At 73.5% G+C, this 12,730-nt stretch carries 14 protein-coding genes; 1 reads left to right on the top strand and 13 read right to left on the bottom strand.

Annotation, left to right across the window (positions count from 1 at the left end; all coding sequences use genetic code 11):
• Positions 1-12: 12 nt before the first annotated feature.
• The 7 genes from ACFQTY_RS07215 to rpsB all read right to left on the bottom strand — a co-directional run bounded on the left by ACFQTY_RS07215 (position 13) and on the right by rpsB (position 5,860).
• Positions 13-567, bottom strand: coding sequence for a DivIVA domain-containing protein (locus tag ACFQTY_RS07215; RefSeq protein WP_378098844.1), 555 nt, complete (start codon positions 565-567; stop codon positions 13-15).
• Positions 564-1,724 carry a 23S rRNA (adenine(2503)-C(2))-methyltransferase RlmN gene (rlmN, locus tag ACFQTY_RS07210; RefSeq protein WP_378098842.1) on the bottom strand — a complete coding sequence of 387 codons (1,161 nt, stop codon included), beginning with the start codon at positions 1,722-1,724 and terminating at the stop codon, positions 564-566. The genes ACFQTY_RS07215 and rlmN overlap by 4 nt, the downstream gene beginning before the upstream one ends.
• On the bottom strand, positions 1,721-2,560 hold the full coding sequence (locus tag ACFQTY_RS07205) for a phosphatidate cytidylyltransferase (protein ID WP_291758701.1): 840 nt from the start codon (positions 2,558-2,560) through the stop codon (positions 1,721-1,723). The genes rlmN and ACFQTY_RS07205 overlap by 4 nt, the downstream gene beginning before the upstream one ends.
• Positions 2,560-3,117, bottom strand: a complete 558-nt coding sequence (gene frr / locus ACFQTY_RS07200) for a ribosome recycling factor (RefSeq protein ID WP_291758703.1) — start codon at positions 3,115-3,117, stop codon at positions 2,560-2,562. The genes ACFQTY_RS07205 and frr overlap by 1 nt, the downstream gene beginning before the upstream one ends.
• A 54-nt stretch (positions 3,118-3,171) precedes the next feature.
• Positions 3,172-3,912 carry a UMP kinase gene (gene pyrH, locus ACFQTY_RS07195; protein ID WP_291758705.1) on the bottom strand — a complete coding sequence of 247 codons (741 nt, stop codon included), beginning with the start codon at positions 3,910-3,912 and terminating at the stop codon, positions 3,172-3,174.
• A gap of 100 nt (positions 3,913-4,012) precedes the next feature.
• Positions 4,013-4,858: a translation elongation factor Ts gene (tsf, locus tag ACFQTY_RS07190; RefSeq protein ID WP_378098838.1), complete on the bottom strand. Its 846-nt coding sequence runs from the start codon at positions 4,856-4,858 to the stop codon at positions 4,013-4,015.
• Positions 4,859-4,894: 36 nt separating this feature from the next.
• Positions 4,895-5,860, bottom strand: coding sequence for a 30S ribosomal protein S2 (gene rpsB / locus ACFQTY_RS07185; protein WP_378098836.1), 966 nt, complete (start codon positions 5,858-5,860; stop codon positions 4,895-4,897).
• Positions 5,861-6,428: 568 nt separating this feature from the next.
• On the opposite strand from rpsB, the gene ACFQTY_RS07180 reads away from it, so the two are divergent.
• A complete protein-coding gene (locus tag ACFQTY_RS07180) occupies positions 6,429-6,971 on the top strand; it encodes a M23 family metallopeptidase (protein ID WP_378098834.1) in 543 nt (180 codons plus the stop codon).
• A 71-nt stretch (positions 6,972-7,042) separates the two neighbouring features.
• Here the strand turns inward: ACFQTY_RS07180 and ACFQTY_RS07175 are convergent, their stop codons facing one another.
• The 6 genes from ACFQTY_RS07175 to ACFQTY_RS07150 all read right to left on the bottom strand — a co-directional run bounded on the left by ACFQTY_RS07175 (position 7,043) and on the right by ACFQTY_RS07150 (position 12,723).
• A complete protein-coding gene (locus ACFQTY_RS07175; protein WP_291758712.1) occupies positions 7,043-7,960 on the bottom strand; it encodes a FliA/WhiG family RNA polymerase sigma factor in 918 nt (305 codons plus the stop codon).
• A 20-nt stretch (positions 7,961-7,980) separates the two neighbouring features.
• Positions 7,981-8,907, bottom strand: coding sequence for a tyrosine recombinase XerC (locus ACFQTY_RS07170; RefSeq protein ID WP_378098831.1), 927 nt, complete (start codon positions 8,905-8,907; stop codon positions 7,981-7,983).
• 132 nt (positions 8,908-9,039) lie between these two features.
• Positions 9,040-10,278: a DNA-processing protein DprA gene (dprA, locus tag ACFQTY_RS07165; RefSeq protein ID WP_378098829.1), complete on the bottom strand. Its 1,239-nt coding sequence runs from the start codon at positions 10,276-10,278 to the stop codon at positions 9,040-9,042.
• Positions 10,275-11,795: a YifB family Mg chelatase-like AAA ATPase gene (locus tag ACFQTY_RS07160; RefSeq protein WP_378098827.1), complete on the bottom strand. Its 1,521-nt coding sequence runs from the start codon at positions 11,793-11,795 to the stop codon at positions 10,275-10,277. Before ACFQTY_RS07160 ends, dprA begins: the two co-directional genes overlap by 4 nt.
• Entirely contained in the window at positions 11,796-12,152 is a 357-nt protein-coding gene (locus ACFQTY_RS07155) for a YraN family protein (protein ID WP_291758720.1), read from the bottom strand.
• Positions 12,153-12,399: 247 nt separating this feature from the next.
• Positions 12,400-12,723 carry a DUF2469 domain-containing protein gene (locus ACFQTY_RS07150; RefSeq protein ID WP_291758722.1) on the bottom strand — a complete coding sequence of 108 codons (324 nt, stop codon included), beginning with the start codon at positions 12,721-12,723 and terminating at the stop codon, positions 12,400-12,402.
• Positions 12,724-12,730 lie beyond the last annotated feature (7 nt).

Genomic DNA, 12,730 nt, shown 5'->3' with positions numbered 1-12,730 from the left:
TCGACGCCGGGCTCACTCGACGCCGAGCAGCACCTCGACGGCGCGACCGAAGAACGCGTCGACCGAGGCCTCGTCGTACCCGCTCTTGCCGCTGCGGGAACGGAAGGTGGCGTTGCGCACCTCCGCGGCGGTCAGCGGCGCGCCCGTGTCGAAGTAGGCGACCAGCCGGTGGCAGAGCTCGTCGACATCGGCCGGCTCGTACCCAGGCTGACGCCCCTCCGGCGGCGCGAACCGGTCACCGTCGGGACGACCCAGCCGGCCGTACAGCGTGCGCGCCTGCTCGCCGAGGTGCGCGAGCCACGCCTCCTGGCCCCGCTGGGCGACGAAGTCGGCACGGGACCGCGCCACGAACGCCGCCTCCAGGCGGTCCAGGGCGGCGTCGACCGCCGCGGTCACGTACCCGCCGCGGATCATCGAGAACGAGACCCGGCGTACGTCCTTGCCGGACAGGCCCCCCGCGGGCCCCTGCTCGTACATCGACCGCGCGTGCGAGAAGAACTCGTCGACCTCGTCCGGGTCGTACCCGCGCCGCACGCTGGAGACCGTGCGGAACATCCCATCGCTCACCGCTCCTCCTCGCTCGCCGGCACACCGGCCGCCTCGTCCTCGACCGCCGCGAGCTGACCGCACGCACCGTCGATCTCGCTGCCGCGGGTGTCCCGCACCGTCGTGGGGATGCCGTGCGCGCGCAGCCGCGCGACGAACTCCGCCTCCACCGCGGGGTCGCTCGCCGTCCAGCGGGAGCCCGGCACCGGGTTGAGCGGGATCGGGTTGCAGTGCACCCACCCCTGACCCCGCGCCGCGAGCTTCTCCCCCAGCAGGTCGGCGCGCCAGGCGTGGTCGTTCACGTCGCGGATCAGCGCGTACTCGATGGACACCCGACGGCCGGTCCGGTCGAAGTACCGGCGCGCGCTGTCGATCGCCTCGTCGACGCTCCACCGGGTGTTCACCGGGACCAGCTCGCTGCGCAGCTCGTCGTCCGGGGCGTGCAGCGACAGGGCCAGCGTCACCGGGATGCCCTCGTCGGCCAGCCGGTCCATCGCCGGCACCAGCCCGACGGTCGACACCGTCACGTTGCGCGCGGACAGACCGAGACCCTCCGGCGGGGCCGCGACCAGGAGCCGCACGGTGGCCATCACCGAGCGGTAGTTCGCCAGGGGCTCGCCCATCCCCATGAACACGACGTTGCTCAGCCGGGTCGCCCCGCCGGCCACCTCGCCGTCCGCGAGGGAGCGTGCCGCGCGCCGCACCTGCTCGACGATCTCGGCCGTCGACAGGTTCCGGGTGAGGCCCAGCTGACCGGTGGCGCAGAAGGCGCACGCCAGACCGCACCCGGCCTGGCTGGAGACGCAGAGCGTGGCACGGTCCGGGTACCGCATCAGCACCGACTCGACGCGGGCGCCGTCGAACAGGTGCCACAGCGTCTTCACCGTGGTCCCACGGTCGGCGGTCAGTGTGCGCGCCGGAGTCAGCAGCGGTGGGAACAGGTCGGCCGCCAGTGTGTCCCGAGCGGCCGCTGGCAGGTCGGTCATCGCCTCGGGGTCCACGGTGAGGTGCGTGAAGTAGTGCGTCGCGAGCTGGCGGGCCCGGAACGCCGGCTGGCCGAGCGCCTGCACGGCCGCCGCACGCTCCGACGGCGTCAGGTCGACGAAGTGGCGCGGCGGCTTGCCCCGCGGACCGCGGGACGGCGAGGAGAGGTCCAGCCGGACCGGGGTGCCGGTCATCGGACCGGCACCAGCACGGCGAGCACCAGGTACACCGCGGGCGCCGTGAGCAGCAACGAGTCGAGGCGGTCGAGCAGGCCGCCGTGGCCGGGCAGCAGGCTGCCCATGTCCTTCAGCTCGAGGTCCCGCTTCAGCATCGACTCCGACAGGTCGCCGAGCGTGGCCGTGCACACCGTCGCGAGGCCCAGCAGCACGCCGACGTAGGGCTGCGCGCCGAAGGCGACCTGCACGCCGACCACCCCGACCACGCAGGCCAGCACCACCGATCCGGCCAACCCCTCCCAGCTCTTCTTCGGGCTCACGCTCGGCGCGAGCGGATGCCGTCCGAGCAGCACCCCCACGGAGTAGCCACCGACGTCGCTCGCCACTGCGAGCAGGACGAACACGAGCGTGCGGGACGGCCCGTCCGGCTGGGCGAGCATCAGCATCGCGAAGCCGGCGAGGAACGGCAGGTACGCCGCAGCGAACGCCGCGGCCGTCGAGTCGCGCAGCGCCGGCCGGCCGGAGCCGTCCAGCACGCGCCAGACCACGGCACCGCCGACGGTGAGGACGAACGCCACGATCAGCGCCTCCGGACCGGCGGTGTACGCCGACACGAGGATCCCGATCGAGCCGACGATCAGCGGGACCAGCGGCAGGTGCACGTCGCGGCGGGTGAACGCGCGCGCGAGCTCCCACATCGCCCCGCAGACCAGGATCACCGCCAGGACGCCGAAGGCCTCCTTGCGGATGAACAACGAGGCGACCACCACGCCGAGCAGGCCGAGACCCACCGCGACCGCGACCGGCAGGTCACGGCCCGGAGTCGGGGTGCGGGGGGCGGCGAGCTGCGACATCAGACCTCGAGCAGCTCGCTCTCCTTGGTGGCGAGCAGGTGGTCCACCAGCTCGACGTGCTTCTTGGTGAGGGCCTCGAGCTCCTTCTCGGCGCGGGCGACCTCGTCCTCGCCGGCCTCGCCGTCACGGGCGATCCGGTCCAGCTCGTCCTTGGCGTGCCGACGCACGCTGCGCACCGAGACGCGGGCGTCCTCGGCCTTGGTCTTCGCGAGCTTGACGAAGTCCTTGCGCCGCTCGGCGGTCAGCGCCGGGAGCACGACGCGGATCACGCCACCGTCGTCCGTCGGGTTCACCCCGAGGTCGGAGTCGCGGATCGCCTTCTCGATGGCGTGCATCGAGGACTTGTCGAACGGGGAGATCAGCATCGTCCGCGCCTCGGGCACGTTGAACGACGCCAGCTGCTGCAGCGGCGTCGGGCTCCCGTAGTAGTCGACCAGGATCTTGGAGAACATCGCCGCGTTCGCACGGCCGGTGCGGATCGACGAGAAGTCGTCCTTCGCGACCTCGATCGCCTTGTCCATCTTCTCCTCGGCCTCGAGGAGGGTCTCGTCGATCACGCCGAGCTCCTTCGTGCTGCGATACGGGTGGGGATGGGGTCGTGGGCTGGGACGTCAGCTCGTCGTGACGAGCGTGCCGATCCTCTCACCGTCGAGCGCGCGGGTGACGTTCCCGCGCTCCTCGAGGCCGAACACGACCATGCGGACGTCGTTGTCACGGCACAGGGACAGGGCCGTCGCGTCCATCACCTCGAGGCCCTGGACCAGCGCCTCGGTGTAGGTCAGGTGGTCGAGCTTGCGGGCCGACGGGTCGCGGCGCGGGTCGGCGCTGTAGACGCCGTCCACGCCGTTCTTGCCCATCAGCACCTCCTGGCAGTGGGTCTCGAGAGCCCGCTGCACCGCCACCGTGTCCGTGGAGAAGAACGGCATGCCTGCCCCGGCGCCGAAGATCACGACGCGGCCCTTCTCCAGGTGCCGGATCGCCCGCAGCGGGATGTACGGCTCGGCGACCTGGCCCATCGTGATCGCGGTCTGGACGCGGGTGCTGACGCCGGCCTGCTCCAGGAAGTCCTGCAGGGCCAGGCAGTTCATCACCGTGCCCAGCATGCCCATGTAGTCGGCGCGAGCCCGGTCCATGCCGTTCTGCGCCAGCTCGGCCCCGCGGAAGAAGTTGCCGCCGCCGACGACGATCGCCACCTGCACGCCGTTGCGCACGGCCACCGCGATCTCGTCCGCGATGCGCCGCACCACGTCCGCCGCGAGCCCGACGCTCCCGCCGCCGAACGATTCTCCGGAGAGCTTGAGCAGCACCCGCCGGGTCCACTTGTCGGAGCGATCCTTGCCCTGCGGGCTCACATGTCCTCCACTGGTGGCCGGTTCCCCCGGGTACGGCGGGGTGATGCTGACGTGCCGGTGACCGGGCCCCGAAGGGCACCGGTCACCGGCACGGTGGTGCTCAGGCGCCGACGCGGAACCGCGCGAAGCCGGTGACGGTGCCACCGACCTCGGCGAGCACCTGGCCGACGGACTTCTTGGCGTCGCGGGCGAACGCCTGGTCGACCAGGACGTTCTCCTTGAAGAAGCCGACGAGGCGACCCTCCACGATCTTCGGCAGGGCAGCCTCGGGCTTGCCCTCACCACGCGCGGTCTCCTCGGCGATGTGCCGCTCGCTCGCGACGACGTCCGCCGGGACGTCCTCACGGGTGAGGTAGGTCGGCGAGTACGCCGCGATGTGCGTGGCGATGTCGCGGGCGACCGAGGCGCCGGCCGAGTCCGTGGCGACCAGAACGCCGACCTGCGGGGGCAGGTCCTTGTTGACCTTGTGCAGGTAGACCTCGACGTGCTCGCCGGCCAGGCGGGCGAGCCGCCGGACGACGATCTTCTCGCCGATGGTCGCCGCGATGTCGTCGACCACGGACTGCACCGGGGTGCCGTCCGAGTCGGCGGCGAGCAGCGCGTCCGCGTCACGGGCGCCGGAGGAGACAGCCGCCGCGAGCACGCGGTCCGCGAAGGAGATGAAGGTCTGGTTCTTGGCGACGAAGTCCGTCTCCGAGTTGACCTCGAGCAGCACCGCGCTCTGACCCTCGCCGTCGGCCGTCGGGCCGACCCACGCCGTCACCAGGCCGTCGGAGGCCGAGCGGCCCTCGCGCTTGCCGATGCCCTTCAGGCCCTTGACACGGATGATCTCCAGCGCCTTCTCCGAGTCGCCGTCCGCCTCGTCGAGCGCCTTCTTGACGTCGAGCATGCCGGCGCCCGTCTTCTCGCGGAGCGCCTTGATGTCAGCGACCGAGTAGTTCGCCATCAGTGGTTCCTGTCCTCGTGTGCTCGTGGTGGGTGCTCAGGCCTCGGCCGGCGCGTCGGTGCCGGGCTCGTCGGCGGCAGGCGCCTCGACCTCGGCGGCGGGCGTCTCGGCGGCGGGCGTCTCGACCACGGAGGTCTCCGCGACCTGCTCCGCGACCTCCTCGACGGCCTCGGCGACCTCGGGCTGGGCAGCGGGGGTCACGTCGGCGGCGGCCAGGTCGGCCTCGGCACCGGCGAGCAGCTCGCGCTCCCACTCGGCCAGCGGCTCGGCCTCGACCGTGCCGGCACCCTCGGCGGCAGCCGGCGCGCCGGAGTGGCGCTTGAGCAGACCGTCGGCGACCGCGTCGGCGATCACGCGGGTGAGCAGCTGGACGGCGCGGATCGCGTCGTCGTTGCCCGGGATCGGGTAGTCGACCTGGTCGGGGTCGCAGTTGGTGTCCAGGATCGCGACGACCGGGATGCCCAGCTTGCGGGCCTCGTCGACGGCGAGGTGCTCCTTGTTGGTGTCGACGATCCACACCGCGGACGGCACCTTGGCCATGTCACGGATGCCGCCGAGCGTCTTGGAGAGCTTGTCCTTCTCGCGGCGCAGGACGAGCAGCTCCTTCTTCGTCAGGCCGGAGGCCGCGACGTCGTCGAAGTCGATCTGCTCGAGCTCCTTGAGGCGCTGCAGGCGCTTGTGCACCGTGGAGAAGTTGGTCAGCATGCCGCCCAGCCAGCGCTGGTTGACGTAGGGCATGCCCACGCGCGCGGCCTGCTCGGCGACGGGCTCCTGCGCCTGCTTCTTGGTGCCGACGAACAGCACGGTGCCACCGTGCGCGACGGTCTGGCTGACGAAGTCGTACGCGCTGTCGATGAAGGTCAGCGACTGCTGCAGGTCGACGATGTAGATGCCGTTGCGCTCGGTGAAGATGAAGCGCTTCATCTTGGGGTTCCAGCGGCGGGTCTGGTGCCCGAAGTGGACACCGCTCTCCAGCAGCTGGCGCATGGTCACGACGGCCATGGCACGGTCCTTCCGGCGCTCGCCCAGGGCGTGCGCGCTCGTGCGGGTCCCGTCCAGGACGGGCACACCGCGGCTCGGTTGTCGGCCCCGACCGGTCGGTCGGTGCCCCTGGCGCCAGCCGGTGCACCGCGCCGGGCGTGGCCCGGACCGCTGCGATGCTCGGCCCCGCCCGTGGCGACCCGAGGGCCGTGAGGGCGGGAGATGACGCGCGAAGTCGACCGGTACGGACCGGTCGCCGAGGCAATGCTACCGGATCGGTGCCGGCGCCCGGGCCTGCGACGGGGCGCCGACCCCTGAGCGAGGGCAGCGCGCGACCGTGGACGGGGGCAGCAGCGGACGCGGTGCGGCGGGTGGTGCGGCGGGCGGTCCCGGCGTCGGTCCCGCTCGAGCGACCACAGCCCCTCCGGATGCAGGTGCGGCACCACGACGGACCCGGAGAGCGTCGACCCTGTCGGGCGACCGGTTGGCTCGTCCGGTGCGGTCCGCTGCTCCCCCACCTCTGCCTACCTCGACGGCATCCGTCCGCGTCGCCCGTGGCGGTCGGGCGCGAGCCGTCGTCAGGCTCGCCGTGACCACGGCGCTCCTCGCCGGCGCGGTCGCCGCCCCTGCCGCACCGAGCGCGTCGGTCTCGGGGAGCGCGATCGGTGCCGGCGCGCCGCGTGGCACGCCCCCGACCGACGAGCCGGTGGCCGTCTACCGGGCCCCGGTCCCGGGAACCCCCTCGTTCGCACACCCTTTCCGGGCCCCCGCGCAGCGGTGGTCGGCCGGCCACCGGGGCATGGACCTCTGGCTGGGCGACGGCATGCCCGTCCTGGCGCCGGCCGCCGGCACCGTGACGTTCGCCGGCACGGTCGTGGACCGGGGAGTGGTGTCAGTGCTCCACCCCGACGGGCGACGGAGCAGCGTCGAGCCGGTGGTGGCTGCCGTGGTCGTCGGCCAGCAGGTGGGTGCCGGTGACGTCCTGGGGACCCTCGACGGGTCCGGCGGCCACTGCGCACCCCGCAGCTGCGTGCACTGGGGCCTGCGGGAGGGTGACCGCTACCTGGACCCGATGACGGTGCTGCCCGGTGGCGGCCCGATCGTGCTGCTGCCGGTGGCACCCGCCGGGTGAGGACGGCGTTCGATCGGGTTCGTCCGGACGCCGTCAGGCGTCCGCTGTCGCGTCAGGCGTGCTCCGCCTCGTCAGGCGCGCTCGGCCTCGACCAGTCGCGTCCGGAGCCGGGCCATCGCCGCGGTGTGCATCTGCGAGATGCGGGACTCGGTCACGCCGAGCAGCCGGCCGATCTCGGCCAGCGTCATGCCCTCGTAGTAGTAGAGGACCACGACCATCCGCTCACGCTCGCCGAGCTGCTCGATGGCCCGCGCCAGCAGGAACTTGGTCTCCTGCGCCTCCACCGACCGCGCAGGGTCCTCCGACCGCTCGTCGCCGAGGGTGTCCCCGAGGGACACGGAGCCGGGCCGGTCGTCCCCACCCAGCATCTCGTCGAGCGCAGCCACGTTGACGGAGGACAGCTGCCCGAGCACGGAGCGCAGCTCCTCGACCGGCATCTGCAGGTGGCCCGCCACCTCGTGCTCGCTCGGTGAGCGGTGCAGGGTGGCCTCGAGCTCGCCGTAGGCACGGTCGACAGCGCGGGCCTTGGTCCGGACGGAGCGGGGCACCCAGTCCATCGCGCGCAGCTCGTCGATGATCGCGCCGCGGATCCGCGAGGACGCGTACGACTCGAACTTCACGGAACGACCCAGCTCGTACTTCTCGATGGCGTCGATCAGGCCGAACATGCCGTAGGACACCAGGTCCGCGTGCTCCACCATGCTCGGCAGACGCATCCCGACCCGGCCGGCGACGGCCGTGACCAGCGGCACGAAGTTCATGATCAGGCGCTCGCGCGCCTGGGGGCAGCCCGTGTCCTTGAAGGTCACCCAGGTGGCCTCGAGGTCCAGGACGGCGTCGGCGACCGGACCCGTCGGTACGGCGGTGCCTGCGGCGACGGAGCGCTGCTGCGGGATGACACCCTGCGGGGCGGTGCCGGCCGCATAGCGGTCTGCCGGCTCGGCCGTGCGCACGGACGAGCGGACCGGCGCGCTCAAGGGTGTGGTCATGGGGGGCTCCGTCCGGGGGCTCATGCGCGGGGGTGAGCGAGCTGGTAGGCGGAGCGCAGACGCTCCGCCGAGACGTGGGTGTACCGCTGCGTGGTGCCGAGGCTTGCGTGGCCCAGCAGCTCCTGGACGGTCCGCAGGTCCGAACCGCCCTCGAGAAGGTGCGTCGCGGCCGTGTGGCGGAGCGCGTGCGGGGCGACGTCGTCCACCCCCGCGGTGGCGGCGAGCCGGTGCACCGCATCCCGCAGCCGTCGCTGGTCGACACGGGCGCCCCGAGCACCGAGGAACAGCGCGTCGCCGGACATCGGTCCGGCCAGGCGGGGCCGACCGAGCTCGAGCCACGCACGAGCTGCGTGCACGGCGGGGAGGCCCACCGGCACCACTCGCTCCTTGCCGCCCTTGCCGAGCACCCGCAGCGTCCGCTCGTTCAGGTCGAGGTCCGACAGGCTCGCTCCGCAGAGCTCCCCGACCCGCACCCCGGTGGCGTACAGCAGCTCGGCCGCCGCCCAGTCCCGCACCGCGACGGGGTCACCGTCCTGCGCCGCGGCCCGGGCCGTGTCCAGCAGCGTGGTGACCGCAGGTTGCGCCAGCACGGTGGGCAGCACACCGGAGACCCGAGCCGTCGCGAGACGAGCCGTCGGGTCGGATGCCAGGCGCCCGGTGTGGACGGCCCAGCCGAAGAACGTCCGGACGGCCGCCGAGCGGCGTGCCAGGGTCGCGCGGCTGTGCTGGCTCGCCGCCATCGCCGCGAGCCAGCCGCGCAGCGTGGTCAGGTCGATGGAGTCCAGGGTGGTACGACCGTGACGACCCGCGTACGCGAACAGGTGGTCCAGGTCTCCCTCGTAGGCGCGCACGGTGTGCTCGGACAGGCCCCGCTGGGCGCGCAGGTGCAGGGCGAAGTCGGACTGCAGGAGGGCGCGCTCGGGCGCTCCCGCAGTGATCTCTGCCACGTACACATGCCTACCGTGACTGCTCGGCCGGATTCGGACAAGACACGCATGGCCACGCTCGCTGACCGCCTGGGCGAATGCGACGGCAATGTCCGATTCCGCGTCGACAATTGAGCCGAATGCCGTTGTTTTTCACCCGGTCGGCCGAGTGTCGGTCGCGCGCGCCGGCCGCCGAGCGGTCCACCGGTCTCCTGCGCGCACGGCGAGATCCTCGAGCTGCAGGATGCCGAGCGCTGCCCTCGCCTCGGCGACCGACGTGCCGGCGCGCGTCGCGATCGTCGACTCGTCCAGGCCGCCGCGCAGGGGCAACGCGTCATGGACCTGGACGACCCTCGTGCCGAGGTCCGTGAGCGTTCCACGGCTGAGCGCGTCGTCGCTGGTGCGGACGTTGCCGGCGTCGCCGGCGTGGTGCAGGCCGCCCGGCAGGAGCTCGGCCACCTCGTCGGCGTCGGTCACGCACACCGCATGCCCTTCGCGGAGCAGCCGGTGGCATCCCGCGGACGCTGCCGAGGTCACCGGTCCCGGCACGGCGCCGACCGGCCGCAGCAGCGCCGCGGCGTGATGAGCGGAGCTGAGGGCGCCGGAGCGCCACGCCGCCTCCACCACCACGGTGGCGTCGGACAGTGCGGCGATCACACGGTTGCGTTGCAGAAATCGGGACTTGGTCGGAAGGGAACCCGGCGGGACCTCACTGAGCAGGGCGCCGCCCGTTCCGACCGTTTCCTCGAAGATGCGCGCGTTCCCGGCCGGATAGGCGCGGTCCACGCCACCCGCGAGGACGACCAGGGTCGGGCCGCCCGCGCCGAGGGCGCCACGGTGCGCCGCTGCGTCGATGCCGTACGCACCGCCCGACGCGACACAGCTCCCCCGCGTCGCGAGGCCGTGGGCGAGGTCGTAGGCGACTCGCTCGCCGTACGTGGTGCTCGCTCGCGCCCCGACGACCGCCACGGTGCTGCGCGCGGGCAGCGCGCCGCGAACCCACAGAGCCGGTGGTGCGGCATCCCCCAGGTCGTCCAGGCCGCGCGGCCACTCGTCGTCCCCCGGGACGACGAGATGACCGTTCAGGCGGTGCAGGGCGCCGAGATCACCCTCCGGGCACAGGGCCTCGAGGCGCCCTGCCCAGCGCAGCACGGCTCGGCCGAGCCGAGCCCGGTCGGCCGAGCCCATCTCCTCGCCCGCCGCGGTGAGCACGACGGACCAGTCGACGGCCCCCCGGGCCGCGGCACGAGCCCACGCGAGCGCGTGGGCGGCGCCGAGGATCCTGACGAGCGCCCCGGCGACGCGGTCACCGGGCTCGACGAGAGCAGACCACGCAGCCCGCGCCATCCGCTCCGCGGTCGCGGACGAGTCGTCGTCGACGGTGCCGCTCACGCGCCCTGGCCTCGGGTCCGGAGCAGCAGCGCCCGGCCGACGTCGTCCCGCGACGGTGCAGCACGGCCTTGCAGGTCCGCGAGGGTCCAGGCGACCCTCAGCACCCGGTCCACGCCACGCAGGCTGAGCGTCCCGCGGTCGAGCGCCCGGTCGAGGTCCGTCATCAGGCTGCGCCGCGGACCCAGGCGCTCGCGCAGCCAGCGTCCGGACACCTGCGCGTTGGTGCGCCACCCCGTTCCGGCCAGGCGCTCGACTGCAGCACCTCGGGCCTGCCGGACACGCTCCGCGACGACGGCGGACCGCTCCCCCGGTACGTCCTCGGCGCGTGCCGGGAGCACCTCGAGCTGGAGGTCGACGCGGTCCAGCAGCGGGCCCGACAGCTTGCCGAAGTACCGCCGCCGCTGCTCCGCCCGGCACGTGCACTCCAGCCCCTTGCCGACGGACCGGCCGCAGGGGCACGGGTTCGCCGCCAGCACCAGCTGGAAGCGGGCCGGGTAGCGGGCCGCGCCGGCCGCCCGGTGCAGCACCACCTCGCCGTGCTCCAGGGGCTGGCGCAGCGTCTGCAGCACGGCCGTGGGGAACTCCGGCGCCTCGTCGAGGAAGAGCACGCCGCAGTGGGCGCGGGAGGCCGCGCCCGGTCGCGGCACGCCGGAGCCACCACCCACGACGCTGGCGGGCGTCGCGGTGTGGTGCGGGTCCTCGAAGGGTGGCCGGCGGACCAGGCCGTCGCCCGCGTCGAAGGTCCCGGCGAGGGAGTGCACGGCGGTCACCTCGACCGCCTCCGCCTCGGCCAGGTCCGGCAGCAGCCCCGGCAGCCTCGCCGCCAGCATCGTCTTGCCGGCCCCGGGCGGTCCCACCATCAGCAGGTGGTGACCGCCCGCCGCCGCCACCTCGAGGCAGTGCCGCGCCTCGGGCTGGCCGATCACGTCCGCCAGGTCGGGGTCCACCACGGCACGCCGGGCCGGGACGTCGTCGTGTACCGGCGGCAGGTCCGGCACCTCGACGTCGGCTCCGTAGCGGCGCGCCACCTCGGCGAGGCAGGCGGCACCCACCACGTCGGCACCCGGGACGAGGGACGCCTCCGCCGCGTTGGCCGTCGGCACGACGACACGCGGGTGGCCGGCCGCCACGGCGGCCGCGACGGCCGGGAGCACCCCTCGCACGGGACGCAGCCGACCGTCGAGCCCGAGCTCACCGATGTGGACCCGGTCGGCTGCCGAGGCAGCGTCCACCACGCCGGCGCCCGCGAGCGTCGCGACGGCGATCGCCAGGTCGAAGCCCGAGCCGGCCTTGGGCAGCGTGGCCGGTGAGAGATTGACGGTGATGCGCCGGTTGGGCCACACGAGACCGCTCGAGGTCACGGCCGCCCGCACCCGGTCCCTCGCCTCGGCCAGGGCGGTGTCCGGCAGGCCCACGAGCGAGAACGCAGGCAACGACGGCGCGAGGTGCGCCTCGACCTCGACGAGGTGGCCGGACAGGCCCAGCAGGCTCACCGCCCTGGTGCGGCCGAGGGTCACTCAGACCACCGCCACGAGGTGCTCGACCCTGGCGGCACCACGGGGTGGGAGCGTCACGGCGATGACGTCGATGCGGACGGATGCCGCGTGCACGTCGTGGGCGTCCAGCCAGGCGGCCGTCAGGCGACGCAGCCGCGCGAGCTTGGCTCCGGTCACAGCCTCCGCCGGCGAGCCGAAGCGGTCCGAACGACGCGTCTTCACCTCGACCGCCACCAGCTCGCGCCCGTCGAGGCAGACGACGTCGAGCTCGCCGACCGCGCACCGCCAGTTGCGGTCGAGCACCGTCCACCCCGCGGCCTGCACGTGCGCCACCGCCACGTCCTCGCCGTAGCGACCTACCGCGTCCTTGGCACGCATCGAGCACCACCTCCCGGTGCAGGGTGCTGCGCGCCCGCCCGGGCGCGACCGGTCGCGGTGCAGCGCCGGGTCCGTCGGCACGATCGCTCCGGGCTGGGGACGGCTCGGACGGGACGGCTCCCGCCCCGACGCGCCGCCACCCCGAGCGCTCGGCGGGGGGTGGCGAGCGCCCCGCGTGGCGGGTCCGGTGCGCGACGCGGTCTACCGGCGCGCGACGACCCCGCCGGTCAGCGGACGACCGCGCCGGTCAGCGCGTGAACGGCGAGCCGCCCCCGAGGTCGAGCTCCGGCTTGGCGAGCTCCTCGACGTTGACGTCCTTGAACGTCACCACCCGCACCGACTTCACGAACCGAGCCGAGCGGTACACGTCCCACACCCAGGCGTCGGCGAGCGTCAGCTCGAAGTAGACCTCACCAGCCGCCGAGCGCACCTGGAGGTCGACCTGGTTGGCGAGGTAGAAGCGCCGTTCCGTCTCCACCACGTAGGAGAACAGCCCGACGACGTCTCGGTACTCGCGGTAGAGCGCCAGCTCGGCGTCCGTCTCGTAGTTCTCCAGGTCCTCGGCGCTCACCGCCCCA

Origin of the sequence: Cellulomonas sp. T2.31MG-18, from assembly GCF_964266755.1 — a bacterium.
Lineage (GTDB): Bacteria > Actinomycetota > Actinomycetes > Actinomycetales > Cellulomonadaceae > Cellulomonas.
This window is presented reverse-complemented; position numbering and strand designations above follow the sequence as displayed.